Source organism: Streptomyces griseorubiginosus (genome assembly GCF_001514195.1).
In the GTDB taxonomy this organism is placed as follows: Bacteria; Actinomycetota; Actinomycetes; order Streptomycetales; family Streptomycetaceae; genus Streptomyces; species Streptomyces griseorubiginosus.
Map to the genome: position 1 here is coordinate 253,846 of NZ_KQ948740.1, position 24,766 is coordinate 278,611.

General features: G+C 71.8%; 24 protein-coding genes. 15 read left to right on the plus strand and 9 right to left on the minus strand.

Features of this window, described 5'->3' with window-relative positions; translation table 11 throughout:
- Positions 1–169 precede the first annotated feature (169 nt).
- On the plus strand, positions 170–1,816 hold the full coding sequence (locus AQJ54_RS29175; protein WP_248845459.1) for a cholesterol oxidase substrate-binding domain-containing protein: 1,647 nt from the start codon (positions 170–172) through the stop codon (positions 1,814–1,816).
- Positions 1,817–1,894: 78 nt separating this feature from the next.
- Here the strand turns inward: AQJ54_RS29175 and AQJ54_RS29180 are convergent, their stop codons facing one another.
- The 3 genes from AQJ54_RS29180 to AQJ54_RS29190 form a co-directional block, all read right to left on the minus strand.
- Positions 1,895–2,479, minus strand: a complete 585-nt coding sequence (locus tag AQJ54_RS29180; protein WP_062032153.1) for a TetR/AcrR family transcriptional regulator — start codon at positions 2,477–2,479, stop codon at positions 1,895–1,897.
- On the minus strand, positions 2,476–3,954 hold the full coding sequence (locus AQJ54_RS29185) for an MFS transporter (RefSeq protein WP_062242191.1): 1,479 nt from the start codon (positions 3,952–3,954) through the stop codon (positions 2,476–2,478). The genes AQJ54_RS29180 and AQJ54_RS29185 overlap by 4 nt, the downstream gene beginning before the upstream one ends.
- A gap of 113 nt (positions 3,955–4,067) precedes the next feature.
- Complete coding sequence (locus AQJ54_RS29190; RefSeq protein ID WP_062242193.1) at positions 4,068–5,300, minus strand: FAD-dependent monooxygenase; 1,233 nt, start codon at positions 5,298–5,300, stop codon at positions 4,068–4,070.
- Between the two features lie 334 nt (positions 5,301–5,634).
- On the opposite strand from AQJ54_RS29190, the gene melC1 reads away from it, so the two are divergent.
- From melC1 to AQJ54_RS29205, 3 genes are all read left to right on the plus strand, one after another.
- A complete protein-coding gene (gene melC1 / locus AQJ54_RS29195; protein WP_062242195.1) occupies positions 5,635–5,979 on the plus strand; it encodes an apotyrosinase chaperone MelC1 in 345 nt (114 codons plus the stop codon).
- 70 nt (positions 5,980–6,049) lie between these two features.
- Positions 6,050–6,874 (plus strand): tyrosinase MelC2, encoded by an 825-nt coding sequence (melC2, locus tag AQJ54_RS29200; protein WP_062242197.1) that lies wholly within the window; start codon positions 6,050–6,052, stop codon positions 6,872–6,874.
- A gap of 82 nt (positions 6,875–6,956) precedes the next feature.
- Positions 6,957–7,409, plus strand: coding sequence for an SRPBCC family protein (locus AQJ54_RS29205; protein WP_062032140.1), 453 nt, complete (start codon positions 6,957–6,959; stop codon positions 7,407–7,409).
- Positions 7,410–7,419: 10 nt separating this feature from the next.
- Here AQJ54_RS29205 and AQJ54_RS29210 read toward each other — a convergent pair whose 3' ends face one another.
- Both AQJ54_RS29210 and AQJ54_RS29215 read right to left on the minus strand, forming a co-directional pair.
- Positions 7,420–8,136 carry a ribonuclease H family protein gene (locus tag AQJ54_RS29210; RefSeq protein ID WP_062242199.1) on the minus strand — a complete coding sequence of 239 codons (717 nt, stop codon included), beginning with the start codon at positions 8,134–8,136 and terminating at the stop codon, positions 7,420–7,422.
- Between the two features lie 118 nt (positions 8,137–8,254).
- The gene (locus tag AQJ54_RS29215) at positions 8,255–9,055 is read right to left on the minus strand and encodes a VOC family protein (protein ID WP_079070047.1); all 801 of its coding nucleotides are present in this window, start codon (positions 9,053–9,055) and stop codon (positions 8,255–8,257) included.
- 324 nt (positions 9,056–9,379) lie between these two features.
- Here AQJ54_RS29215 and AQJ54_RS29220 point away from each other — a divergent pair, with 324 nt between their 5' ends.
- The 6 genes from AQJ54_RS29220 to AQJ54_RS29245 all read left to right on the plus strand — a co-directional run bounded on the left by AQJ54_RS29220 (position 9,380) and on the right by AQJ54_RS29245 (position 16,457).
- Entirely contained in the window at positions 9,380–10,816 is a 1,437-nt protein-coding gene (locus AQJ54_RS29220; protein ID WP_062242201.1) for a family 2B encapsulin nanocompartment shell protein, read from the plus strand.
- The gene (locus tag AQJ54_RS29225) at positions 10,813–11,862 is read left to right on the plus strand and encodes a family 2 encapsulin nanocompartment cargo protein terpene cyclase (RefSeq protein WP_062242203.1); all 1,050 of its coding nucleotides are present in this window, start codon (positions 10,813–10,815) and stop codon (positions 11,860–11,862) included. The genes AQJ54_RS29220 and AQJ54_RS29225 overlap by 4 nt, the downstream gene beginning before the upstream one ends.
- Before the next feature lie 50 nt (positions 11,863–11,912).
- Positions 11,913–12,791 carry a geranyl diphosphate 2-C-methyltransferase gene (locus AQJ54_RS29230; RefSeq protein WP_062242437.1) on the plus strand — a complete coding sequence of 293 codons (879 nt, stop codon included), beginning with the start codon at positions 11,913–11,915 and terminating at the stop codon, positions 12,789–12,791.
- Positions 12,792–13,062: 271 nt separating this feature from the next.
- Entirely contained in the window at positions 13,063–13,737 is a 675-nt protein-coding gene (locus tag AQJ54_RS29235; RefSeq protein WP_062242205.1) for a response regulator transcription factor, read from the plus strand.
- A 25-nt stretch (positions 13,738–13,762) separates the two neighbouring features.
- Positions 13,763–15,427, plus strand: a complete 1,665-nt coding sequence (locus tag AQJ54_RS29240) for a hybrid sensor histidine kinase/response regulator (RefSeq protein ID WP_062242207.1) — start codon at positions 13,763–13,765, stop codon at positions 15,425–15,427.
- A gap of 121 nt (positions 15,428–15,548) precedes the next feature.
- Positions 15,549–16,457, plus strand: a complete 909-nt coding sequence (locus AQJ54_RS29245) for an SGNH/GDSL hydrolase family protein (protein WP_062242439.1) — start codon at positions 15,549–15,551, stop codon at positions 16,455–16,457.
- A gap of 3 nt (positions 16,458–16,460) precedes the next feature.
- Here AQJ54_RS29245 and AQJ54_RS29250 read toward each other — a convergent pair whose 3' ends face one another.
- Positions 16,461–16,943, minus strand: a complete 483-nt coding sequence (locus AQJ54_RS29250) for a VOC family protein (RefSeq protein ID WP_062242209.1) — start codon at positions 16,941–16,943, stop codon at positions 16,461–16,463.
- 123 nt (positions 16,944–17,066) lie between these two features.
- Here AQJ54_RS29250 and AQJ54_RS29255 point away from each other — a divergent pair, with 123 nt between their 5' ends.
- From AQJ54_RS29255 to AQJ54_RS29265, 3 genes are all read left to right on the plus strand, one after another.
- A complete protein-coding gene (locus tag AQJ54_RS29255) occupies positions 17,067–18,263 on the plus strand; it encodes an epoxide hydrolase family protein (RefSeq protein ID WP_062032117.1) in 1,197 nt (398 codons plus the stop codon).
- Positions 18,264–18,398: 135 nt separating this feature from the next.
- Entirely contained in the window at positions 18,399–19,022 is a 624-nt protein-coding gene (locus AQJ54_RS29260) for a ClpP family protease (protein WP_062032114.1), read from the plus strand.
- 2 nt (positions 19,023–19,024) lie between these two features.
- Positions 19,025–19,627, plus strand: a complete 603-nt coding sequence (locus AQJ54_RS29265) for a ClpP family protease (protein ID WP_062032280.1) — start codon at positions 19,025–19,027, stop codon at positions 19,625–19,627.
- 33 nt (positions 19,628–19,660) lie between these two features.
- On the opposite strand, the gene AQJ54_RS47430 is transcribed toward AQJ54_RS29265, so the two are convergent.
- Entirely contained in the window at positions 19,661–20,104 is a 444-nt protein-coding gene (locus AQJ54_RS47430; RefSeq protein WP_062032112.1) for a helix-turn-helix domain-containing protein, read from the minus strand.
- A 391-nt stretch (positions 20,105–20,495) separates the two neighbouring features.
- On the opposite strand from AQJ54_RS47430, the gene AQJ54_RS29275 reads away from it, so the two are divergent.
- Positions 20,496–21,392, plus strand: a complete 897-nt coding sequence (locus AQJ54_RS29275) for an RNA polymerase sigma factor SigF (protein WP_028809808.1) — start codon at positions 20,496–20,498, stop codon at positions 21,390–21,392.
- A 116-nt stretch (positions 21,393–21,508) separates the two neighbouring features.
- Here AQJ54_RS29275 and AQJ54_RS29280 read toward each other — a convergent pair whose 3' ends face one another.
- A complete protein-coding gene (locus tag AQJ54_RS29280) occupies positions 21,509–21,967 on the minus strand; it encodes an ATP-binding protein (protein ID WP_062032109.1) in 459 nt (152 codons plus the stop codon).
- 87 nt (positions 21,968–22,054) lie between these two features.
- Positions 22,055–23,290 carry a DUF6777 domain-containing protein gene (locus AQJ54_RS29285; RefSeq protein ID WP_062242211.1) on the minus strand — a complete coding sequence of 412 codons (1,236 nt, stop codon included), beginning with the start codon at positions 23,288–23,290 and terminating at the stop codon, positions 22,055–22,057.
- A gap of 170 nt (positions 23,291–23,460) precedes the next feature.
- On the opposite strand from AQJ54_RS29285, the gene AQJ54_RS29290 reads away from it, so the two are divergent.
- The gene (locus tag AQJ54_RS29290; protein WP_062242213.1) at positions 23,461–24,738 is read left to right on the plus strand and encodes a streptophobe family protein; all 1,278 of its coding nucleotides are present in this window, start codon (positions 23,461–23,463) and stop codon (positions 24,736–24,738) included.
- The last annotated feature ends 28 nt before the right edge of the window (positions 24,739–24,766 follow it).

The following is a 24,766-nucleotide window of genomic DNA, read 5'->3' on the forward strand; positions in this document are numbered from 1 at the left end:
GGAACGGGTGGCTCCGGGGCGGGACCTGTGCATTGTTCACTCGCACGGGTGACACGTCTCGACGTAAGGCATGCACGTGTCAACATCGGCCTAGCGTGACCCCGTGACTGATCGTTTCGTGAGCAACCACCCGCAGAACACTCCGCCCTGGTCCCGTCGCGGCTTCCTCATGAGTGCCGCGGCCCTGGCCGCCGTACCGGTTCTGCTGCCGGCGGATCCGGCGGCCGCGGCCGAGGAACTGCCCGGTTTCCCGGCCGGTGTCGGCCTCTACCGCTCCGCGTACCGGAACTGGGTCGGCGAGATCACCGCCGACGGACTGTGGGCCTGCGCGCCCACGGACGCCGACCAGGTGGTCGAGGTCGTCAACTGGGCCTGGCGGCACGGCTGGCGGGTGCGCGCCCGGGGTTCCTCGCACGGCTGGTCGCCCCTCACGATCACCGAGGGCACGGCCTCGGACGCGCCCGTCCTGCTCGTCGACACCGCCTCCCACCTCACCGGCCTGTCCCTGGACTCCGCCTCCGCGGTGCGGGCGGGCACCGGCGTCACGCTGGAGGCGCTGCTGACCTATCTGGAGGGCCACGGCCTCGGGGTCACCGCCGCGCCCGCGCCCGGCGACCTCACCCTGGGCGGGGCGCTCGCCATCGACGCGCACGGCACGGCCGTCCCGGCGGCCGGGGAGCAGCGGCTGCCGGGGCAGACGTACGGCTCGCTCAGCAACCGGATCCTGTCACTGACGGCGGTGGTGTGGGACGAGGGCAGCGGGGCCTACGCCCTGCGCGAGTTCGACCGTACGGAGGCCGACAGCGCAGCCCTGCTCACGCATCTGGGACGGGCCTTCGTCACCGAGGTCGTGCTGCGGGTCGGGGCGAACAGCAATCTGCGGTGCGTGAGCCGGGTCGACATTCCGGCCGCCGAGCTCTTCGCGGCTCCCGGGGGTGACGGGCGGACCTTCGCGAGCTTCCTGGAGGAGTCCGGGCGGGTGGAGGCGATCTGGTTCGCCTACACGGAGTTCCCCTGGCTGAAGGTGTGGAGCGTGGCGCCCACCAGGCCGCTGACCTCACGGCGCGTGACCTCGCCGTACAACTACCCCTTCTCCGACAACGTGCCGGCTCTCGTCGCCGATCTGGCCGGGCGGATGGTGTCGGACGCGGCCTGGTACCTGGCGCCGGTGCTCGGGAACGCGCAGCTGGACGTGGCGACCGTGGGGCTCACGGCGACGCTGTCGGCGGACATCTGGGGGCCGTCGAAGAACACGCTGCTGTACATCAGGCCGACCACGCTCCGGGTGACCGCGAACGGCTACGCGGTCCTCACCTCGCGGGACCAGGTGCAGCAGATCGTCTCGGAGTTCACGGACTTCTACCGGGAGCGCCTGGCCGCGTACACGGCCCGGGGGCGCTTCCCCGTCAACGGGACCGTCGAGATCCGGGTGACCGGGCTCGACGATCCGGACGAGGCCGGGGTGGCGGGGGCGCGGGCTCCGCTGCTGTCGGCGCTGCGTCCGGACGCGGCGCGTCCCGAGCGGGACACGGCGGTGTGGCTGGACATCCTCACACTGCCGGGGACGCCGTACGCGGAGGCCTTCCTGCGGGAGATCGAGCAGTTCCTCTTCGAGGGCTACGACGGGACGCGCGTCGAGTGGTCCAAGGGGTGGGCGTACACGGACGACGCGGCGTGGGAGGACGAGGAGGTGCTCGGCACGACGATTCCGGGGTCGTTCGGGGAGGCGGTGTGGGGGCAGGCGTCCGGGGTGCTGGACCGGCTCGATCCGCACCGCGTGTTCGGCAACGCCTTCCTGGACCGGCTCTTCCGCTAGAGCGCCGGACGGGCCGCGCGGCTCGGGGCGCCGGGTGGGCCGTCACGACTCAAGGGGCGCCGGATGGGCCGTCACAGCTCAAGGCGTCAAGTGGCCTTGCACGGTCGGGGCGTAGCGGTCCACCACGTCCTCCACCGCGCGCGCCCTCAGTTCGGTGCCCCGTGCGATGCCGTACATCACGCCGAGGCCCAGCAGGGTGCCCACCGCCAGTTCGGCCCGCAGGCCGGCCTCGGGGCCCACGAGGCGTTCCGCGAGCCGTTCCACCACCTGGGTACGGAAGTTGACCCGGAGGATGTCGCCGTGCTCCCCCTGCACGGGGGCGAAGGCGATCCGCAGCAGGGGGTCGGCGCCGCGTTCGAGCTGGCCGGTGAGGACATGACGGACCATGTGCCGGCCCAGCTCGTCCAGGGGAGCGTCGAGCAGGGCCGTCGCGTCGGACTCGAAGGACATGACGCGGGCGAACAGGGTGTCCTTGTTGCCGAAGTACTTGACGATCAAAGGCGGGCTGACACCGGCGCGGTCGGCGACCGCCTTCAGGGTGATGTCGGCGTGCGGGGTGCGGGCCAGGAGGAACCGGGCCGCGCGGAGGATCGCGGCCTTCGTCTCCTCGGCGTCCCGGCGGGCTGGGGCGGCGGTGGGGGGCTGCGTGCTCACGGCACTCATGCTCCCTCCCGCACCCCGCCCCGCGCACCCCGGGTGCGGTCCCCGGTCTCCCGGGTGCCCTCGGGGGCGGTGTCACCGGGGATGGTCAGGGCCGCAGCGCAGGCCGCGAGGGCGACCGCGCCGGCCATCGCGAAGGCGAGGAGATAGCCGTGCAGGGTGGGCACCGGAGCGCCCCCGACGAGACTGGTGTGGTGCACCAGGACCGCGGCGACCGCCGCGCTGGAGGCGGCCTGGCCGATGGTGCGCATCAGGACGTTGACGCCGTTGGCGGAGGCCGTCTGCTCGGCGGGGACGGCCCGCAGGATCAGGGTGGGCAGGGCCGAATAGGCGAGGGTGGTGCCGGTGGACACCACGGTCGCGCCCAGGATGACCATCCACAGGTCGCGGCTGTCGGCGATGCGCAGGGCGTAGCCGCACGCGATGACCGCGGCCCCGAGGGCGAGCGTGACGCGCGGGCCGCGGGCGGTGGAGATGCGGGCCGACAGCGGTGAGAACAGCAGCATGGTGACGCCGCCCGGCAGCAGGCACAGGCCGGTGGCGACGATGGACAGGCCGAGTCCGTAGCCGGTGGCCTTCGGCGCCTGCACCAGCTGGGCCGTCACCAGGGAGTTGGCGTAGAACGCGAAGCCGGTGAGCAGGGCCGCCACATGGGACAGGCCCACCCGTGGCCGGGTGACCAGCCGCAGGTCCACCAGGGGCTGCTCGGTGCGCAGTTGGCGCCACCACCACAGCGCCAGTACGGCGGCGGAGCCCAGGAACAGTCCCAGCACCCGGGGGCTCCCCCAGCCCCACTGGCCGCCCTGGGACACCCCGAGGAGCAGGCTCACCAGGCCCACGGCCAGTCCGAGGGCGCCCCACAGGTCGAAGCGGCCGGGCTGCCGTACCGGCGACTCGCGGACCGCCCAGGTCACGGCGGTCACGCCCAGGGCGCCCAGCGCGCTGGTCATCCAGAACATGGTGTGCCAGTCGGCGTACTGGACGACCATCGCGGCCAGCGGCAGGCCGAGGGCGGCCCCGATGCCGACGGTGGAGCTCATCATCGCGACGGCGGAACCCCGCCGCTCGGGCGGGAGTTCGTCGCGCAGGATGCTGATCGACAGCGGCACCACGGAGGCGGCGGCGCCCTGGAGGGCGCGGGCCACGATGAGCACGGTGATGTCGGACGACAGCGCGCACATCACCGAGCCGACCGTCATCAGGACCAGGGACGCCGTCAGCACCCTGCGCTTGCCGTACATGTCACCGGCCCGGCCGAGGACCGGGGTGAGGACCGCTCCGGACAGCAGGGTCGCGGTGACCATCCAGGAGACGGCCGCGGCGGAGGAGTGGGTGAGCCGGGGCAGGTCGGGCAGCAGGGGGACGACCACGGTCTGCATGACGGCCATGAGCGTGCCGCACATCGCGAGCACCGGCACGGTCGGTCTGGCGCTCGGGCCGGTTCCGCGTGGCGGGGGTATCGGGCCCTGCTGGTCCATCGGCGCTCCGCATTCGACAGGGAAAGCAGCGGGTGAATGACAATTCACTCTATCGGTGAATCGTCATTCACCCAACCCTTCTCCGAGGCCGGCGGCTATTTGTGGGACGGCAGCTACTTGCGGGAGGACAGCTCCCGCGCGTGCACGCTGCGCGCCAGCTTCGGCCCGAGCCAGCGCTTGAAGCGGCGCAGGGCCTCCAGCTGTCCGGCGGCCTTGTCGATGCGGTAGTACAGCTGCGGCGGGACATAGGGCAGCAGGGGTGAGTGCCGCTGGCCGAGCAGGGCGAACATCTGCTCCGGCGGGAGGTCGATGTAGCGCGTGAGGTTCTCGTACCACTGGGCGCTGTAGCGGGCCGCGCTCTGCACGGAGAGCAGTTCCGAGGTGCGCTGCCGCTGGTAGCGGGCCAGGGCCTCCGGCAGGTCGGCGTGCTCGCGCAGGGCGTCGGCCAGCGCGATGGCGTCCTCCAGGGCGAGGGTGGTGCCGGCGCCGATGGAGTAGTGGGTGGTGTGGGCGGCGTCCCCGAGGAGGACCAGGTTGCCGCGGTGCCAGGTCCTGTTGGTCAGGGTGCGGAAGGTCAGCCACTGGGCGCGGCCCGAGCCCGCGGAGCGGCCGATCAGCGGGTGGCCGTCGAGGATGTCGGCGAACAGCTTCTCCAGCTGGACGAGCCCCTCGGCCTCGTCGGCGCGGTCGAGGCCGAGACCGGTCCAGGTCTCGGGCGCGCACTCGACGACGACGGTGCTGCGCTCGGGACTGAAGGCGTAGCCGTAGCACCAGACCCAGCCGTGCTCGGTCTCGACGAAGGCGAAGCTGAAGGAGTCGAAGACCTTGCCGGTGCCGAGCCAGATGTAGCGGTTGCGGCCCTCCTTGACCTCGGCGCCGAAGTCGTCGGCATGTGCGGAGCGCAGGGCGCTGTTCACGCCGTCGCCGGCCACGACGAGGTCGGCTCCGGCGAGGTCACCGGCGGTGAGGTCGGCGGCGGTGATCCCGCGCTCGAACTCCACCCGGACACCGAGCGCGCGGGCCCGGGCGACGAGGATCTCCAGGAGGCGGTGCCGGCCGATGCCGTGGCCGAGGTCGCTGGGGCGGCGGGTGACGAGGTCACGGACCCGGGCCTCACCCTCGCTCCAGGTGACCGAGGCCTCCTCGATCGCGCGGGCCGACTCGGGGTCGTGGGCGTGCAGCTTGTCGAGCAGTCCGCGCCAGTAGGTCACGCCCCAGCCGTAGGTCGAGCCCTCCGGGTCGCGCTCGTGGACGGTGATGTCGTGGGACGGGTCCTGCTGCTTCAGCAGGATCGAGAGATACAGGCCGGCGGGCCCGCCGCCGACGCAGGCGACCTTCACACGCACCCCTAGTCATGACGCAAAGCGATTAATTGGCAACGCAGGGTAGCAGCCGGAGGCCGCGGGGCCTGCGCTCCGGATCGCGTCACTTTCCGCACGTGAGGCGGGCCACTGCCTGCGGGTCCGCCCGCAAAGGATCATCGAATCCACGGTCCGCGAGCGAAGGAATTCCTCCGTCCGGGTCCCGGAGAGCCCCCTCCACAGCAAGATCATCTTTGTTCAACACTGTACGACATGTAGGGAATTGTCTGGATCGCAGCCAACCCGTCTCGAGCGATTTCTCCCGCTCTCGGCAGGGCCGATAGGCATGCGGAGTCCGTCAACACAGGAGGAACACCGCATGCCGGAACTCACCCGCCGTACCGCGCTCACCGTTACGGCCGCCCTCGCCGCGGCGACCGTCGCCGCGCCGCGCGCGTCCGCCGAGGGCCACGACCACGGTTCCCCCGAGGCCTTCGACGAGGTCTACCGGGGGCGCCGGATACGGGGCCGGGCCACCGGCGGTCACCACGGGGGCTGGCTCGTCACGGTCGACGGCGTGGAACTGCACCTGATGCAGAACGCCGACGGCACCTGGATCAGCGTCGTCAGCCACTACGACCCGGTGCCCACCCCGCGGGCGGCCGCACGGGCCGCCGTGGACGAGCTCCAGGGCGCACGACTGCTGCCGTTCCCCGCCAACTGACCGCCTCGTACGCCGCTTTGCAGGCCGCCTTCCAGGCCGCCTTGTACGCCTCTTTGGAGCATCCGCACACATGACCGTCCGCAAGAACCAGGCCACCCTGTCCGCCGACGAGAAGCGGCGTTTCACCGCCGCAGTCCTGGAGCTGAAGCGCTCCGGCCGCTACGACACGTTCGTCACCACCCACAACGGCTTCATCATGGCCGACACCGACAACGGCGCTCGCACGGGCCACCGTTCGCCCTCCTTCCTGCCCTGGCACCGCAGATTCCTGCTCGACTTCGAACGAGCCCTCCAGTCCGTCGACGCCTCGGTCGCGCTCCCCTACTGGGACTGGAGCAGCGACCGCTCGACGCGTGCCTCGCTGTGGGCGCCCGACTTCCTCGGCGGCACCGGGCGCAGCCGGGACGGGCGGGTGATGGACGGCCCGTTCGCCGCGGACAGCGGCAACTGGCCGATCACCGTGCGGGTCGACGGCCGTACGTATCTCCGCCGTGCCCTCGGGGCCGGGGTGCGGGAGTTGCCGACCCGGGCCGAGGTGGACTCCGTGCTGTCGATGCCGACATACGACATGGCGCCCTGGAACAGTGCCTCGGACGGGTTCCGCAACCATCTGGAGGGCTGGCGCGGGGTCAATCTGCACAACCGGGTCCATGTGTGGGTCGGCGGGCAGATGGCCACCGGCGTCTCCCCTAACGACCCGGTGTTCTGGCTGCACCACGCGTACGTGGACAAGCTGTGGGCCCAGTGGCAGCGGCGCCATCCGGACTCCCCGTACCTGCCCGCCGCGGGCACCCCGGATGTCGTCGACCTCGACGAGACCATGCGGCCGTGGAACGACGTGCGGCCCGCCGACCTGCTGGACCACAGGAGCCACTACACCTTCGACACCGAATAAGAGTGGCCTTGCTCCGGTTTGCCCCGCGGAGCGTGCGGTACCCGCGCCGTACACACCGAGAGGACGAAGGAGGGATTCACCCGTGTCGCAGGTCGAGGAATCCATCGAGGTCGGCGTGCCGGTGCACACCGCCTACAACCAGTGGACACAGTTCGAGACCTTCCCCGAGTTCATGAGCGGGGTCGAGCGCATCGAGCAGCGGACCGACACGCTCACGCACTGGGTGACCAACGTCAACGGGGTGCACCGGGAGTTCGACGCGGAGATCACCGAGCAGATCCCGGACGAGCGGGTCGCGTGGACCACGATCGCCGGTGAGGCCAAGCAGGCCGGTGCGGTCACCTTCCACCGCCTCGACGAGGGTCACACCAAGGTGATGCTCCAGATGGACTTCCACCCGGACAGCATCACCGAGAAGGTCGGCGACAAGCTCGGGTTCGTGAAGCGGCAGACCAAGGGTGACCTGGAGCGCTTCAAGACGTTCATCGAGGAGCGCGGCCGGGAGACCGGTGAGTGGCGCGGGGCGGTGATCTGACCGCCGCGGGCTAACCGGCGCCTTCCGTACGGCACTCCGGGTGCCCCCAGCCCTGGGCGTTCTTGGCGATGGGCTCGCCCGCCGCGTAGGAGCGTCCGCACAGGCACCGGCCGGGGAACTTGGCCTTGATCGTGCGGGAGGACGAACCGGACGTACCTGAGGACGAACCACCGCTCCGCCTGGGCGACTTGGCCCGGGCGGGGCGGTCGGCTTTCGGGGTGTCCGGCGACGGCGGCGGCTCCGGGGAGCCGAGGGCGCTGCTCGCCGGCTCCTGGACGATGGCCGCCTGGCTGGCCGCGCGGTCGGCGAAGTCGTTGAGCGGGTCCCCGTCGACCTGGTGGGCGGGGACGTAGCGGAACTCGACCGTACGGCCGTCGAGCAGTTCGTCGATGCGGACCACGAGGTCCTGGTTGGCGACCGGCTTGCCCGCCGAGGTCTTCCAGCCGTTGCGCTTCCAGCCGGGCAGCCAGGTGGTGACGGCCTTCATGGCGTACTGGGAGTCCATCCGGATCTCCAGCGGCACGTCCGGGTCGGTCGCGGCCAACAGCCGCTCCAGCGCGGTCAGTTCGGCGACGTTGTTGGTGGTCTTGCCGAGCGGCCCTGCCTCCCAGCGGTCCGGGGTCTCGCTCGCGTCGGCAAGCACCCAGGCCCAGGCCGCGGGTCCCGGATTTCCCTTCGAAGCCCCGTCGCACGCGGCCACCAGTCGTTCACGCATGCGCCCGATCATGCCATGAGCGGACGACGGCCCCCGCCGCGACGACAGCGGCCGACGTCCGATGTCCGATGTCCGACGTCCCACGTACCGATCAAGCGGCCACGCACAGGTCGGCTACGGCACAGGTCGGCTAGGGCACGTCCGAGATCTGGGGAATCTCGCCCTGCGTCCTCGTCACGTCGATGACCGAGAAGCTCGCGCCCTGCGGGTCGCTGAGCGCCGCGAAGCGGCCGAACGGGGTGTCCATCGGGCCGAACCGCAGGACGCCCCCGTGCCCGGTGGCGCGGGCGACGGCACCGTCGCAGTCGTCGACGGTGAAGTAGACGTTGATGTAGGCGGGGACCTCGGGCGGGAACTCCTCGCCCATCTTCATGCGGCCGAGGACGGTGTCGTCGCCGACGTTGAACATCCGGAAGTCCATGGCCTCGCCCTCCATCTGCTTGGCGGTGTAGCCGAACACCGCCGGGAAGAACGCGTCGGACTTCCCGGGCTCGCGGGTGTAGACCTCGGCCCAGCAGAACGCCCCGGGCTGCTCGGGCGGGGCCTCGAACCCCTCGTGGACCCCCGCCTGCCACACCCCGAAGACGACCCCGCCCGGGTCGCGGCCCAGGCACATCGTGCCGAAGTCGCCCACCTGCATGGGCTCCATCAGCACCTCGCCGCCGTGCTCACGGATCCTGGCGGCGGTCGCGGCCGCGTCCGGCGAGGCGAGGTACAGGCACCACTGCGACTGCCCCTCCTGACCGGGCATGGGCGGGACGACGGCGGCCACGGCCTTCCCCGCGGCGTAGGCCTGGGTGTAGTTGCCGTACTCCGACGACGACTCGCCGAAGGTCCAGCCGAGGACGTCTCCGTAGAAGCTCTTGGCCCCCTCGACGTCGCCGAACATCGCATCGGCCCAGCAGGGGGTTCCCTCAGGTCGTACGGCCATGATCGCGGCCTTCCCGAATCGGTGGCAGGTCCGTTTCCTCACGCTAGCCACCGGTCGGCCCGAGCGCGCGTCGAAGCGGGGTCCCCAGTGCCGAGTGCCCCTAGATGCGGGGTCCCCCGTGCGGAGCGCCCCTCGAAGCGGGGTCCCCGGTGCACGGGCAGTCCCGAGGAGCGCGCGGGCACTCATGGTGTGCCGACTGCCTCACCAGGCAGGTTTACACCTTCCCTGTCGTGAAGCCGCCCTCTTCACGCCCTGATCGACAGGCACTGCGGCTGTTTGGCTTGTCCTGCGTACGGCCAGCCCACTCACCTCCCAGGAGGGAACGTGTCCACACCGGACAGCGCCACCGGCGCCGCCGTCGACGAACCGGAGCCCCCGGCCCGAGCCGAACCGACCAGCCTCGGCACCCAGGCCGCCCGGCAGCTCGCCACCACCACCAAGACCGAACCCCAGATGCAGGCCATCAGCTCCCGCTGGCTGCTGCGCATGCTGCCGTGGGTGGACGTGAAGGGCGGCACCTACCGGGTGAACCGGCGCCTCCAGCTCAAGGTGGGCCGGGGCCGGGTGGAGTTCGAGCAGAACGGCGCCGACGACATCCGGGTCATCCCCCGCACGCTCACCGAGCTCCCGGCCCTGCGGGGCTACTCCGACCTCGAGGTGCTGAAGGAGGTCGCGACCCGTTTCCACGTCCGGGAGGTCCGCGCCGGCCAGGTCCTCGTCGAGGCGGGGCAGCCGGTCACGGAGGCCTTCCTCGTCGTGCACGGCCGCTTCACCCGCTTCACGGAGGGCAAGTACGGCGAGGAGGAGATCGTCGGTGTCGTCACCGACGGCGCGCAGCTGGGCGACGAGGCCATCGGGCAGCCGGACCCGCTGTGGCTGAGCTCGGTCCGGGCCGAGACCGCCGCCACCGTGCTGGTGCTGCCGTGGTCCGTGGTCACGGAGTTCACCGGTCGGGTGCCCTCCCTCGCCGCCCATCTGGAGGCCTACGCGCGCCGGCAGAGCCTGCCGATGAACCGCAAGGGCGAGGCCGACGTCCCCGTGCAGGCGGGCCACGTCGGGGAGCCGACGATCGGCGGCGGCTACGTCGACTACGAACTCTCCCCGCGCGAGTACGAGTTGTCGCTGACCCAGACCGTGCTGCGGGTGCACACCCGGGTCGCCGACCTCTACAACCACCCGATGGACCAGACCGAGCAGCAACTCCGCCTGACCATCGAGGAGATCCGGGAACGCCAGGAGTGGGAGCTGGTCAACAACCGGGAGTTCGGGCTGCTGCACAACGCCGACCACGGCCAGCGCATCAGCACCTTCACGGGCCCGCCCACCCCGGACGACATGGACGAACTGCTCGCGATGCGCCGCAAGACCAAGCTGTTCCTGGCCCATCCGAAGGCGATCGCGGCGTTCTTCCGGCAGTGCAACCGGCGCGGCCTTGTGCCGGGCACGGCGAGCGTCGAGGGGCACGAGATCCCCGCCTGGCGCGGGGTGCCGATCTTCCCGTGCAACAAGATCCCGGTCAGCGGGCAGCACACCAGCAGCATCATCGCGCTGCGCACCGGGGAGGGCGACCAGGGTGCCGTCGGGCTCTACCAGACGGGCATCCCGGAGGAGTACCAACCGGGCCTGAACGTGCGGTTCATGGGCATCGGCGCCAACTCGATCATCAGCTACCTCGTCACCGCGTACTACTCGATGGCCATCCTCGTCCCCGACGCGGTGGGGATCCTGGAGAACGCCCAGATCGGCCGGACGGCCGAGTGACCGCGACGAGCTCCCGGTCCCTGCCCGGTCCCCCCGACATCGCGAGCCGTCTGCGCACGCCCCGGCGCGGCGGGGCGATCCCGGGCCTGAGGTACCGGCAGGTCGCCCCCGCCGACCCCGTGAAGGCCGCGGAGGTCGACCGCAGGCTGGAGGCCTGGGCGCGGCGCCTGGACCTGTTCCCGGAAGCCTGGAAGGGGGACTTCTCGGGGTTCCAGTTCGGCCGGGCCGTGGTCCTCCAGCACCCCGAGGCGGCCGACCTCGACCGGCTCACGGTCGCCGGGGAGCTGCTGCTCGCCGAGAACGTCGTCGACTCCTGCTACTGCGAGGAGGACGAGGGGCGCGGCGGCGCCCGCCGGGGCCTGGGCGGACGGCTGATCATGGCCCAGTCGGCGATCGACCCGTACCACGGCGTCCCCGAGCTGGAGGAGGAGTGGCGCGAGGGCGTCCAGGCCGACGGCCCGCTGCGCTCCTACCACTTCGCCCTGAGGGACTACGCCGCGCTCGCCACCCCGAGCCAGACCGACCGGTTCGTGCACGACATCGCCCGGCTGCACCTCGGCTACCTGGCCGAGGCCGCCTGGGCGGAGACCCGGCACGTGCCGCGGGTCTGGGAGTACCTGGTGATGCGGCAGTTCAACAACTTCCGGCCCTGTCTGTCGATCGTGGACGCCGTCGACGGCTACGAACTGCCCGAGGCGCTCTACGCCCGTCCCGAGATCCAGCGGGTCACGGCACTGGCCTGCAACGCCACCACGATCGTCAACGACCTCTACTCCTTCACCAAGGAACTGGCGAGCGACCCCACCCACCTCAACCTGCCCCAGGTGGTCGCCGCCAACGACAAGCGCGGGCTCAAGGCCGCCTACCTCAAGTCCGTCGAGATCCACAACCGGATCATGGCCGCCTTCGACGAGCAGTCCGCCCTGCTGTCCGCCGGCTCACCGCTGGTGGAGCGCTACACCCGGAGCCTGTCCGACTGGGTGGCCGGGAACCACGAGTGGCACGCCACCAACAGCCACCGCTACCACCTGCCCAACTACTGGTGACGGGCCACCGCATGACGGAACGTCAGAACGACCAGCACGAGGAGTCACCGTTGACCATCGCCCCCCACGCAGGCACCAGGGCCGCCCAGGTGCCGACCCAGTCGACGTACCAGAACCGGGTCGCGGACTACTGGAACGCCGAGGAGAACCCGGTCAACCTGGAACTCGGCAGGCTCGACGACCTCTACCACCACCACTACGGCCTCGGGGAGGCGGACCGTGCCGTCCTCGAGGAACCGGATCCGGTACGGCGGCGTGAGCGCATCACCGCCGAACTGCACCGTCTCGAACACACCCAGGCCGAACTCCTCGCCGCCCGGCTCGGACCGCTCGTTCCCGAGGACCGGGTCTTCGACGCCGGGTGCGGGCGCGGCGGGGGAAGCGTCGTGGCCCATCTGCGCTACGGCTGCCAGGCCGACGGGGTCACCATCTCCGAAAAGCAGGCCGAGTTCGCGAACGCGCAGGCCCGCAAGCGGGGCATCGACGACCGGGTGCGCTACCACCACCGCAACATGCTCGACACCGGGCTCGCCTCCGGGGCCTACGCGGCGTCCTGGAACAACGAGTCCACGATGTACGTCGAACTGGACCTGCTGTTCGCCGAGCACGCGCGGCTGCTGCGCCGCGGGGGACGCTACGTGGTCATCACCGGCTGCTACAACGACACCTACGGCAGGGCGTCCCGCGAGGTCTCGCTCATCAACGCCCACTACATCTGCGACATCCACCCGCGCTCGGCGTACTTCCGCGCGCTGGCCCGCAACCGGCTGGTGCCGGTGCACGTGGAGGACCTCACCGAGGCGGCCATGCCCTACTGGGAGCTGCGCAAGGAGGCAGACCACCTGGTCACCGGCATCGAGGAGACCTTCCTGACCGCCTACCGCAACGGCAGCTTCCAGTACCTGCTCATCGCGGCCGACCGGGTGTGAGTCAGGGCCCGGTCGCCGCCTCCCGGGTGGCGGCCGGGCCCTGTCCCGAGCTGTCGTGACCGTCGTCCGGGCCGGGGCCCATGCTCCGGCGCGGACGCGTGCGCAGGTGCCGACATCCCCGCACCGCACGTGTCCGCGCCGGAACTCCCCCGGACGGCTCCCCCCTTGAACCGTGGTGTCTCCTGTTCTACCTTCGCCACATGGTCTGGGCATCAACGCCCGCTCATCAGCGACACAACGGGCGGGTGCCGGGCGGGCCAGGTGATGGGGAATGCGCCCGCACCTCGCCCTGATCGAGGACGACCCCGACTTCGCACTGATGTGCCGTTCCTATCTGGAGCGGGCCGGATTCACCGTCACCTGGGCCATGGACGCCCGCGCAGGCAAGTCCGTGCTCCACGAGAGCGGCGTGGACCTGGCCGTCCTGGACCTGGGCCTTCCCGACGGCAGCGGACTGGAACTGCTGCGGGCGCTGCGCTCCACCAGCCGGCTTCCGGTGATCGTCGTCTCGGGCCGCGGCGCGGAGGCGGACCGGGTCGCGGGCCTTGAGATCGGCGCCGACGACTACCTGGTCAAGCCGTTCTCGCAGCGGGAGCTGGTGGCCCGGATCCACGCCGTGCTGCGCCGCTCGCAGCCCCCGGACGCGCCGACGGTGGTCCGGGCCGGCGCGCTGACGATCGACACGGCCGCACGACAGGCCTCCGTGGACGGCATCCCGCTCGCGCTGCGCCCCAAGGAGTTCGCCCTGCTGGAGCTGCTGGCCGGGGCCCCCGGCCGGGTCTTCTCCGCGGACCAGCTCCTGGAGCGGATCTGGGGCGCGTCCTGGCAGCAGCCCGCGACCGTCGTCGAGCACGTGTACCGGCTGCGCGGCAAACTCGGCGCACTCCCCGCCCCCGCACCACGGATCACCACGCTCCGCGGCTACGGCTACCGCCTCGACCCCTGACGTCCCCCGGCCAGGAGGGCCGCCCATGCCCGACGCCCCGGACTTCCGGCGCCTGTTCGACTCCCTGCTCTCCCCGCTGCTGGTCCTCACCCCCGACTTCGTCATCGTCGAGGCCAACCGCGCCTATCTGACGGCCACCCGCACCGACCGATCCATCGTGGGGCGGCCGGTGTTCGAGGTGTTCCCGGACAACCCCGAGGACCCCACCGCCGACGGCGTGGCCAATCTGCGGCGCTCTCTGGAGACGGTCGTGGCGAGCGGTCGTACGGACACGATGGCCCTTCAGCGGTACGACATCCCGACGGCCGAGGAAGGGGTCTTCGCCGAGCGGTACTGGAGCCCGGTCAACGCGCCGGTCCTGGACGACGAGGGGCGGGTGACCCATGTCGTGCACCGGGTCGAGGACGTCACGGAGTTCGTGCATCTGCGGCGGGTGGGGCGGGAGCAGCGGCGGGCGGCCGCCGACGCGCAGATGCGCGCGGAGGGCATGGAGATCGATCTGTTCGTCCGTGCGCGGGAGATCCGCGAGGTGAACGAACAGCTGAGCCGGGCCAACGCCGAGCTGGACGCGGCGGGGCGTCGCCTCCGGGAGGAGCAGCGGGCCAAGGACCGGTTCATCGCCACGCTCTCGCACGAGCTGCGCAACCCCCTCGCGGCCGCGACCGCCGCCACCGAACTCCTCGCCCTGGACATGCCGGAGGGGCATCCGGCTCTGGCCGTACTGGAGCGGCAGCTCGGCACGCTGGCGCGGATGAGCAACGACCTGCTGGACGGCACGCGGGCGGTGACCGGGCGCCTGGAGCTGGTGCGGGAGCCGGTGGACGTGCGCTCGGTCGTCGAAGGGGCCTGCGCGGACATCCGTGGTCTGTTCGCGCACGACGGCCGCACGCTCGACGTACGGCTGCCCGGGGCGCCGCTGCTCGTGGACGGCGACCGGCTGCGGCTCGCGCAGGTGCTGACGAACCTGCTTTCGAACGCGCTCAAGTACACCCGGCCGGGCGGGCTCACCGAGGTGGAGCTGGTGGCCGGGGGCGGCGAGGCGCGGCTGACCGTGCGCGACGACGGCATCGGGTTCGAGCCCGGTCAGGCCGAGGAGCTGTTCGGGGTGTTCATGCGGGCGGCCCCCGCCGGTCCCGACACCCCGGAGGGCCTGGGTCTCGGGCTCGCCGTCGCCCGGACCGTCGTGGAGCTCCACCAGGGCCGCATCGGCGCGCACAGCGACGGGCCCGGCAAGGGGGCGACGTTCACGGTGGCGCTGCCGGTCCTCGCCTCGGCGGTCCCGCGTCCGCCCCGGCCCGCGGCCCGGCCGGTGTCCCCGCTGCTGTCCGTGCTGATCGTGGAGGACAACGCGGACCTGGCCGCGACGTATCACACCCTGCTGGAGCGGCAGGGCCACCGGGTGACGACCGTGCACACCGGTGCGGACGCGCTCGCCGCGACGGAGAGCGGGTCCTTCGACGTGGTGCTGTGCGATCTGGGACTGCCGGACATCGACGGCTACACGGTCGCCCGCCGGATGCGGGCCCGGCCCGACGGCGGCCGACCGCGTCTGATCGCGGTCTCCGGCTTCAGCCGGGGCACGGACCGGGCGCTGTCCAGGGCGGCCGGGTTCGACGCCCATCTGACCAAGCCGCTTCCGCTGACCGACCTGCTGGAGTTCCTGGAGGAGCCCGGCGAGGGCGCCGACTGAACCGGCCCGGGCGTCTTCCCCCTTGCCCGCGGCTGTGCTTGCCTGGGGAACCGTTTCTCGGCGACCGGGGCGGGAGTCGCACATGCGCAGACCGTGGATCGTGGCGGTACGGCAGTCGCACATGCGCAGACCGTGGATCGTGGCGGTGCTGGCCGGAGTGCTGCTGCTCGGCGCGTGCAGCGACCCCTCGGACGGGCCGGAGAAGGCCCCGCCGACCCCGGACGTCCCGCGCGCGGCCACGACGCACCAGCGCTCCCAGGCCTCGCCGAGCGCCGCCCCCGAGGTCGTCGCCCCGCGCGTGCTCTATCTCGGCGACTCCCTCGCCATGGAGGCCCAGCGGGTGCTCGGGCAGGAGCTGCGCCGCGAGCTGCGGGCGACGTACACGAGCGCGCCCTACTCGGGCACGACCCTGTGCGACTACCTGGAGGGCACCGGGAAGAAGTCGCTGGTGCCCGACCGGGACAAGGCGGCCGCGCTGGTCCGGGCGCTGCACCCGGACTACGTGGTGATGCAGTTCTGGGGCAACGCGTGGGGCTACACCTGGTGCATGGACGGCATCAGTCATGCCGGCGCACCGCAGAGGTACTTCCGCAGGTACCGGGCGGACCTGCGGAGACTGACCGACCAGATCGCCGCGGCGGGCGGGCGGCACCGGCCGCGGATCGTATGGGTGGCGCAGGGCCCGGACCCGATCACCCCCGACCGGGTCCGGCGCGTGAACGAGCTGTACGAGGAGCAGGCGGCCGCCTCGGGTGACGCGGTGGCCGACGCGGGGGCCACCGTGGCGCCCGCCGGGGCCCGCTGGTCCTGGGTGCAGTACCTGCCCTGCACCGCGTACGAGAAGGAGCACCCGGTCTACTGCACCCAGCCGGAGCGCGACCGGACCGCCCTCCACCTGGACAAGGACTACCTGCACTTCTGCCTGGCACCGACGACGTCCACGCCCCGGCCGTGCCCGGTCCGCTCCCCCGGCATCCTGCGGATCGCCCGGGAGATCACCCGGGTGGTCGGCCGGACACCCGCCGGCTGACGCTCACTCGCCCGCGTACGCCTTCTCCAGGGCGGCGAGGTCGAACTTGCCCATCGCCATGAACGCCTTGGTGACACGGGCCGCCTTCTCCGGGTCCGGGTCGCCCACCATGTCGGCCAGCCCTTCGGGCACGACCTGCCACGACAGCCCGTAGCGGTCCTTGAGCCAGCCGCAGGGGCCGGGCTCGCCGCCGTTCTCGGTGAGCTTGGCCCAGTAGTAGTCGATCTCCTCCTGGTCCGCGCAGAAGATCTGGAAGGAGACGGCTTCGGTGAACGTGAACTGCGGTCCGCCGTTGAGGGCGACGAAATTCTGCCCGTTGGCCGTGAAGTCGACCGTCAGGACGGTCCCGGCGGGCTGCATCGCGCCCTCGGGGTAGTGGGTGACGCGCCCGACGGTGGCGTCCTTGAAGACCGAGACGTAGAAGTGCGCGGCCTCCTCGGCCTGGCCGTCGAACCAGAGACATGTGGTGAAAGGCCTGCTCGCCATGGGTTCCTCCTGAAGCGTCGTGGTGCGGTCATCTCTGTGGACCGATCCTCGGCGCGGAACTCATCGGTCGGAGGGCCGGTTAATCCAGGTGGCCCATACACCGGTGCGACCTAGCATCCCCGTATGACGTCAACCGACAGCATCACGCCGTTCCGTGTCGACATTCCGCAGCGCGACCTCGACGACCTCCACGCACGGCTCGACCGCACCCGCTGGCCGGACGATCTCTCGGCCACCGGCTGGGCGTACGGCGTCCCGGCCGCCTATCTGCGCGAACTCGCGCACCACTGGCGGCACTCCTACGACTGGCGCGCGGCCGAGGCCGAGCTCAACGCGTGGCCGCAGTTCACCACCGTCATCGACGGGACGACCGTCCACTTCGCCCATGTCCGCTCCCCCGAGCCGGACGCCACCGCGCTGATCCTCACGCACGGCTGGCCGGGCTCGATCGTCGAGTTCCTGGACGTGGTGGGCCCCCTGACCGATCCGGCGGCGCACGGCGGCGACCCGGCCGACGCCTTCCATGTCGTCGTGCCGAGCATCCCCGGCTTCGGACTGTCCGGGCCGCCCGCGGACACCGGTTGGGAGGCGGGCCGGATCGCGGGAGCCTGGGCCGAGCTGATGACCCGGCTCGGCTACGAGCGGTTCGGCGCACAGGGCGGGGACTGGGGCGCCGCGATCTCCCGGGAGCTGGGCCGGGCCCACCCCGGGCGGGTCGTCGGCGTCCACCTCAATCTGCTGCCGGGCGCGCAGGCGACCCGGGAACCGACCGAGGAGGAGCTCGCCGCGCTGGAACCCGGCGAGCGGGAGCGGACCCTGGAGTCGTGGCGCCGGTGGCGGGACTGGTCGAGCGAGGGCACCGGGTACGCCGTGCTGAACTCGACCCGGCCGCAGACCGTCGGTTACGCGCTCACCGACTCCCCGGTCGGCCAACTCGCCTGGATCGTCGAGAAGTTCCAGGCGTGGACGGACTCGGCAGAGCTGCCCGAGGAGGCCGTGGACCGGGACCGCCTGCTGACCAACGTGATGCTGTACTGGCTGACCGGGACCGCCGCCTCGGCCGCCCGGATCTACTACGAGCGGGCACACGCCACGGGCGAGAGCGCGGCCCGGCCCACCGCGCCGTCGACCGCGCCCACCGCCCTCGCCCTGTTCCCCGCGGAGCTCCAGATCCCGCTGCGGCACAAGGCGGAGCGCACGGAGAACATCGTGCGCTGGACCGAGCTCGGCCGGGGCGGGCACTTCGCGGCGATGGAGGAGCCCGACCTGCTGGTGGAGGACATCCGGGCGTTCTTCCGGCAACTGCGCGAGAAGGACTGAGCGCTCCCCCGGGGCACGCGCCGGGGCCCGCGCTCTGCCCGTGGCGGATCTGCTCCGGGCAGAGAAACCGCATCGGGGCGACGTCCCAGGTCAACAGTGGATCCGACGGCATCCCTACGACCCCGAGGACCGCCCATGACCACCATCCGGGCCGAGGAGGGGGACACCCCTCCCACCCGCTTCGACGACCACCTGGCGACCCAGCTGCTCGCCCAGCGCATCGTGCTGCTGGGCACCCAGGTCGACGAGGTCTCCGCGAACCGGGTCTGCTCCCAGCTGCTGATCCTGTCCGCCGAGGACCCGCGCACCGACATCAGCCTGTACATCAACAGCCCCGGCGGCTCGGTGTACGCCGGGCTCGCCATCTACGACACGATGCGGCTCATCCCCAACGACGTGTCGACGCTCGCCATGGGGTTCGCCGCGAGCATGGGCCAGTTCCTGCTCTGCGCCGGCGCACCCGGCAAGCGGTACGCCCTGCCGCACGCGCGGATCATGATGCACCAGGGCTCGGCGGGCATCGGCGGCACCACCGCCGACATCGAGATCCAGGCGGAGAACCTGGACCACAGCAAGCGGACGATGGAGCGGCTGCTCGCCGAGAACACGGGCCAGAGCCCGGAGACGATCGCCCGGGACGGCGACCGCGACCGCTGGTTCACGGCCGAGGAGGCCAGGCAGTACGGCATGGTGGACCGGGTCCTGGAGTCCCTCGCGGACGTCCGCCCGACCGCCTCCAGGCGACGGATGGGACTGTGACCATGGCGAACTACACGATTCCGTACGTCGTCGAGCGGACCGCGCACGGCGAGCGCTCCTCCGACGTGTTCAGCCGCCTGCTGTCCGAGCGGATCATCTTCCTCGGCACCGAGATCGACGACGGCGTGGCCAACGTGGTGATCGCACAGCTGCTGCACCTGGAGGCGTCGGCTCCGGAGAGCGAGATCGCGATCTACATCAACTCGCCCGGCGGATCGTTCACTTCACTGATGGCGATCTACGACACCATGACCTATGTGCAGGCGCCGATCTCCACGCTCTGCGTGGGGCAGGCGGCCTCCACGGCGGCCGTCCTGCTGGCCGGCGGGGATCCCGGGCGCCGGCTGGTGCTGGAGCACGCGCGTGTGCTGCTCGGCCAGCCCGCCTCCGGCGGCAACCGCGGCTCGATCTCCGACCTCGCCCTCCAGGCCAAGGAGATGGTCCGCATCCGCTCCCAGGTGGAGGAGGTGCTGGCCCGGCACACCCACCACGACGTCGCGACCCTGCGCGCCGACATGGACCGCGACAAGGTGTTCACGGCCGAGGAGGCGGTGGCGTACGGGCTGGCCGACGAGGTGGTGAGCCGGCGCCTCGTGGGGGTCTGAGGCGCCGGCTGCGGCGTCAGGCCGCCAGGTGCGTCAGGCCGCCAGGCACATCCCGTCGTACGACGCTCCCGGTACCGTGCGCCGGGTGCGGGCGGAGCGCCGGGTGAGCTCGCCCTGGGCGAGGGAGAGCAGATCGCCGAGGCCGAGGCCCAGGGCGTGGGCGGCGGCCGCGAGGACCTCGGAGGAGGCCTCCTTGCGGCCGCGCTCCACCTCGGAGAGGTAGGGCATCGAGATCCGGGCCGCGTCGGCGACGTCCTTGAGCGTGCGCTCCTGGGCGAGGCGCTCACGACGCAGGACGTCCCCGACGAGGTCGCGCCACAGGGGTTCCCTGGCCCGGCTCGGGACGGGGTCCGCGGGGGCGGTCGGACGCGGCGGTGCCGGGGCGGGGCGTTCGGACACCGGGCGGGCGGTCCCCGGGCGCGCGGGGTGCGGGCGCAGGGGGATGACGCGGGCTTGGTTCGGCGCTTCGTTGCTCACCTGATCAGCCTAGGTGGCGCGGCGACGAGGGGAAGGGGGCGGCGTTCCGCCCTGAGTGGACACGGCCCGTCGGCGCCGTCCCGAGCGTCGAGATCCGGCCACGTGGTTCCGGAACGGCTGCTCGACAGCCCGCCGTCACGGCCTCGATCACCCATCACCCCAGCCGCGACCAGCGATTTTGCGCCGCCTCCGAACCCAGCGGGCATGCGTGGTGACTCCCCGGGTAGGCGCAGGCCGAGGGAGCTGTGGGTAGATTTCGTGAAGCCGGTGAAGCGGCGATGCATAGGTCGGCGCGTTCCGGGTACCCGGGAGGCCGCTGATCGCTTTCAGCACCCGAGACAACCAAGGCCGAAGAGGCAGACGTCGAGCCGTGACTTTCGTGGGAGAGGCAATGCATACCGCCGTCACCGCCGTGAACCGCCCGGAGACAGAGGTCGCCGGGCACGCAAGCGGGACCAGGACGGGTGGGACACCGCTGCCGGGAGTCCAGGAACCGCGGGCCGTGGCCCCGCGGGACGCGCGGGAGCTGTCCCGCCAGTTCTTCCAGCGCCTCACGGAACTCGAGGAGGGCACGCACGAGTACCAGTACGCGCGCAACACCCTCATCGAGATGAACATGTCCCTCGTGCGGTTCGCGGCCGGCCGGTTCCGGGGCCGCGGGGACGACATGGAGGACATCGTCCAGACCGGCATGATCGGCCTGATCAAGGCCATCGACCGGTTCGAGGTGTCGCGCGAGGTCGAGTTCACGTCGTTCGCGCTGCCCTACATCGTCGGCGAGATCAAGCGGTTCTTCCGTGACACCACCTGGGCGGTGCACGTCCCCCGGCGCCTCCAGGAGCTGCGTGTCGAGCTGGCCAAGGCGCGCGAGGAACTCGCGAGCCGCCTGGACCGGGACCCGTCCGTGGCCGAACTCGCCACCCTGATGAACATCTCCGAGAAGGAGGTCGTCGAGGCGCAGATCGCCTCGAACGGCTACAACTCCTCCTCCCTGGACGCGGCCCTCACGGGTGACGGACCCGAGGGCGGCGAATCGGTGCTGGCCGACTTCATCGGCGTGGAGGAGGACGGGCTGCGGCTCGTCGAGGACTTCCAGTCGCTGGCCCCCCTGATGGCCGAGCTGAGCGACCGCGACCGGGAGATCATCCACATGCGGTTCGTGGAGGAGGCGACCCAGTCGGAGATCGGTGAGCGGCTCGGCTGCTCCCAGATGCACGTGTCCCGGCTGATCAAGCGGATCATCACGCGGCTGCGCGAGGGCATGCTGGGCGAGCTGGGCTGCGCCTGACGAGAACACGCGAAGCGGGTGCCGTCCACGGACGGCACCCGCTCTGTCAGTTCTCCGCTCAGTGTCTTTCGTCAGTTCTGCTCGCCGAGCGTCAGTTCTTCTCTTCTCGCCGAGCGTCAGTTCTTCTCGCCGAGGCCGAGCACGGCGCGGACCCGCTTGCCCACCGGTACGCGTTCCGCCGCCACCTCCCGCGCGAGGACGTGCACGATCTCCAGACCGTGCCGCCCGATCCGCTCGGGATCCCGGGGGAACCGGCGCGGCAGGGCGGCGCTGCTGTCGTAGACCGTGACGACGACCGCGCTGTCGGTGCCCTCCAGTTCGAGGATGTACGGCCCGTTGCTGTGCCGGTCGGCGTTGGTGACGAGTTCGCTCACCACGAGGAGCACCTCCTCCTGCACACGGTCGTCGATGGCCGCGCACCACTCGGTCCTGAGCCGGCCGAGGAAGTCCGCGGCGAAGGCGCGGGCCTCGGCGATGCATCCCGGCTCGCCCGTGTAGTGCGCCGCCTGTCGTAGCGGCTCGACGGGCACGTCGAAACCAGTCGGTATCACTGCCCCGTCCAGGTGATCGATCATGCGTTTCTCTCTCGGATGCCGGACTGGCCGGACGCTGCTGCACCAGTGCTCGTACCCCGAGCCACGCGGCGCAGTCTTGGAGACGCGTCACACCACCGGGGACTCCGGTGCCGAGGAGTCGGGTGCGAGGGGCTGCTCTCCTGAGGACGCACTGCTGGGCGGCTGCAAGGACGGCGGGCTCGGCGGTGACGAGGACGGGGCTGACGAGGACGGGGCGCTGGAACTCGGCGGGCACGGGCTCGCGGATCCGGAGGGCGGCGCGGACGGGGTTCCGCCGACGCCGGGCGACAGGGAGACACACGGCAGCGGGGAGGACGGCGAGGTCGAGGTGCCGGGGCTCGTCGGCGGGGTCGGCGTCGTCACGGTCACCGAGGGCGAGGGCCGTACCGGCGGTTCCGTCTTGTGGTCCTTGTGACCGGTGTCGCCGCGGTGCCTGCCGATCCAGTCGTGGTGGTCGGCGTCGTAGATCACGAAGACGTTGATGACCGTCGTCGAGGGCGCGACCACGACCACGTTCGAGGGGCGGTACGACGACCAGGTGTCGCCGGTGGTCCTCGGCGCGGTCTGCTGGGCGATCGGCGGGGTCAGCGGGTTCCCGCAGGCGCAGCGGGTGCGGGGCACTCCGCGGTCGTCGACGAGGACGGCGGTGCCGGCCTGGAGGACGGCCTGGTAGCTGGTGGCGGCGCCGTCGCGGTAGCCGTGGTTGGTGACGCGGGTGTCCATGCGCAGCTGGACGGGGGTGAGCCCGCGCAGGAACGCCGGGACCTCGGAGGGCCGTACACCGGCGACCGCGGCGAAGGCACCGTTCTTGGCGGGGTCCGCCTGGAGGGCCCTGACCTGCTTCTCGACGTCGCAGCTGGAGACGTTGCGGGTGCCGCCGTAGAGACCAGGGGCGGAGCCGTCCACGCCGCGGACGGCGTTCGCCTGCTCGGACGAGCCGGCCGGGGAGGCGGTGACGGGCGGGATCGAGCTGTCCTTCGCGGTCGACTCGGTGAACGGCTCGGGACCGGTCTTTCCGGCGGCCTGGAGGAAGATCTCGCCCTTGCCGGCGGCCGTGCCGGAACCCCCGCCGGAGCGGGTGAAGACCACCGCGAGGACCACGGCGGCGACCACCGCGGCCGCGATCAGGGCGACCCGGGGTGCCGATCCCCACCAGGGGCGGCGCGGCTCGGGTGCGGAGGTTCCTCCGCCACCGCCCGGAGGCTGCGAGGGCGGGCCCGAAGGCGGCTGTGACGGCGGGCCCGAAGGCGGCTGCGAGGGACCCGACAGCGGGCCCGAGGGCGGCCCGGTGGGGCGGCCCGACGACGGCGGTTCGACGCTCACGAGCTCTTCTTCCCGGCGCGGGACTCCTGCGGCGCGTGATCCAATGCCCCGATTCAGCCGCATTTCTCCGCGACATACCTATTGTCTGCACCGGTCCGTCGCCGCCCGCAAGCGGACGCGGACGGCCCTCCCGGCAGGCGGGCGGTCGCGGGGCTGCTTAGCGTGGCGGGGTGAGCCCCCTCTTCCCCTCCGACCAGGCAGTCGTCGCTCGGCACGGCTGGGTGCAGGCCGTCACCGCGGTGCTGAGCGCGTTGGCCGCGATGGTGCTGGTGGCCGCGCTGGGGCTGTGGGGGGCCGGCGCGGCGGATCTCCCGGACGGGGCGTTCCCGCGGGTCGTCATGGCGACCGTGGTCACGGCCGTCGGCGGCACCGTGAAGCTGTCCGGCAGCGCGGGAGGGCTCGCGGACAGCAAGGCCGGACTGACCGTGATCCCGCTCTCCGTCACCCTCACCGGAGCCCTGGTGCTCGGCGCGGGTTTCCTGCGGCCGCTGCGGCACCGCGCGGTCGCCGGCGGCCGGGAACTGGCCGGGTGGGCCGCCAGGATCGCCGTGCTGTGGCTGGTGGCACTCGTCGTACTGGCGTTGACGGCCCGGCAGAAGTTCAAGCTCTCCCTCGGCGACGACACGCTGGGTGACCTGGGCGATCTGTTCGGGGTCTCGCCCGAGGTCGGCTTCACGACCGACGTGCCGCCGACCCTGTTCTTCGGCCTGCTGTGGCTGGCCGGGGTGCTGGTCCTGGCACTGCTGGTGTCGCGCCGGGCTCCCCTGCCCGGCCGGCTGCTGCCGTTCCAGGAGTCGGTGCGGCCGGCGGCGCACGCCATGGTGATCCTGCTGCTCGCGTACGTCGTCCTCGGCACCCTCGTCGCCCTGGTCGTGGCCGCGACGCGGGGCCATGTGCCGGAGACCTTCGCGGTGATCCTGCTCGGTATGCCGAACCTGGTCTGGCTCACGCTGACGCTCGGTCTCGGCGCCACCTGGAACGGCAAGGTGCAGGGGCCCTTCGGACTGCCCATGCCGCACGTGCTGGACGAGGTGCTGCGGTCCAAGGACACCCAGGCGCTCAATCTCCACACCCTCGCCGCACACGACGGCCGGGTCTGGTGGCTCCTGGTGCTCGACGCGGTCCTGCTGCTCGCGGTCGCCTTCCTGATGGCGGCCCGCTCCCCCGCCCGCGTCCCCGCCTGGCGTCACGCCGTGCATCTGGCGGTCGCCCTGGCCCTCACCGTCCTGATGATCTGCCTGCTGTGCCGGATCTCCGCGCGGTTCGGCCTGTCGGTCCTCGGCATCGGCGACCTCGGCGGCGGCCTGGGCGGACAGCTGTTCCTGAAGCCGGAACTCTGGACCGCGGTCGGCCTGGGGGCCCTGTGGGGCCTGGTCACCGGCTTCCTGGGCGCGCTGCCGGCCCGACCGGTCCGCCGCAAAGGGGAGATCAAACAGGGCACCGGATGAGGCGGGAGGTGGGAAGGTGCGCTCAGTC

Bases quoted from the DNA above. Each gene is read 5' to 3' on its own strand.
- melC1 (WP_062242195.1), top strand. From the start codon at position 5,635: ATGCCGGAACTCACCCGCCGTACCGCGCTCACCGTTACGGCCGCCCTC.
- melC2 (WP_062242197.1), top strand. From the start codon at position 6,050: ATGACCGTCCGCAAGAACCAGGCCACCCTGTCCGCCGACGAGAAGCGG.
- AQJ54_RS29185 (WP_062242191.1), bottom strand. From the start codon at position 3,954: ATGGACCAGCAGGGCCCGATACCCCCGCCACGCGGAACCGGCCCGAGC.
- AQJ54_RS29250 (WP_062242209.1), bottom strand. From the start codon at position 16,943: ATGGCGAGCAGGCCTTTCACCACATGTCTCTGGTTCGACGGCCAGGCC.
- AQJ54_RS29275 (WP_028809808.1), top strand. From the start codon at position 20,496: ATGCATACCGCCGTCACCGCCGTGAACCGCCCGGAGACAGAGGTCGCC.
- AQJ54_RS29265 (WP_062032280.1), top strand. From the start codon at position 19,025: ATGGCGAACTACACGATTCCGTACGTCGTCGAGCGGACCGCGCACGGC.
- AQJ54_RS29280 (WP_062032109.1), bottom strand. From the start codon at position 21,967: ATGATCGATCACCTGGACGGGGCAGTGATACCGACTGGTTTCGACGTG.
- AQJ54_RS29235 (WP_062242205.1), top strand. From the start codon at position 13,063: ATGCGCCCGCACCTCGCCCTGATCGAGGACGACCCCGACTTCGCACTG.
- AQJ54_RS29175 (WP_248845459.1), top strand. From the start codon at position 170: ATGAGTGCCGCGGCCCTGGCCGCCGTACCGGTTCTGCTGCCGGCGGAT.
- AQJ54_RS29180 (WP_062032153.1), bottom strand. From the start codon at position 2,479: ATGAGTGCCGTGAGCACGCAGCCCCCCACCGCCGCCCCAGCCCGCCGG.
- AQJ54_RS29260 (WP_062032114.1), top strand. From the start codon at position 18,399: ATGACCACCATCCGGGCCGAGGAGGGGGACACCCCTCCCACCCGCTTC.
- AQJ54_RS29215 (WP_079070047.1), bottom strand. From the start codon at position 9,055: ATGGCCGTACGACCTGAGGGAACCCCCTGCTGGGCCGATGCGATGTTC.
- AQJ54_RS29240 (WP_062242207.1), top strand. From the start codon at position 13,763: ATGCCCGACGCCCCGGACTTCCGGCGCCTGTTCGACTCCCTGCTCTCC.
- AQJ54_RS29255 (WP_062032117.1), top strand. From the start codon at position 17,067: ATGACGTCAACCGACAGCATCACGCCGTTCCGTGTCGACATTCCGCAG.
- AQJ54_RS29245 (WP_062242439.1), top strand. From the start codon at position 15,549: ATGCGCAGACCGTGGATCGTGGCGGTGCTGGCCGGAGTGCTGCTGCTC.
- AQJ54_RS29210 (WP_062242199.1), bottom strand. From the start codon at position 8,136: ATGATCGGGCGCATGCGTGAACGACTGGTGGCCGCGTGCGACGGGGCT.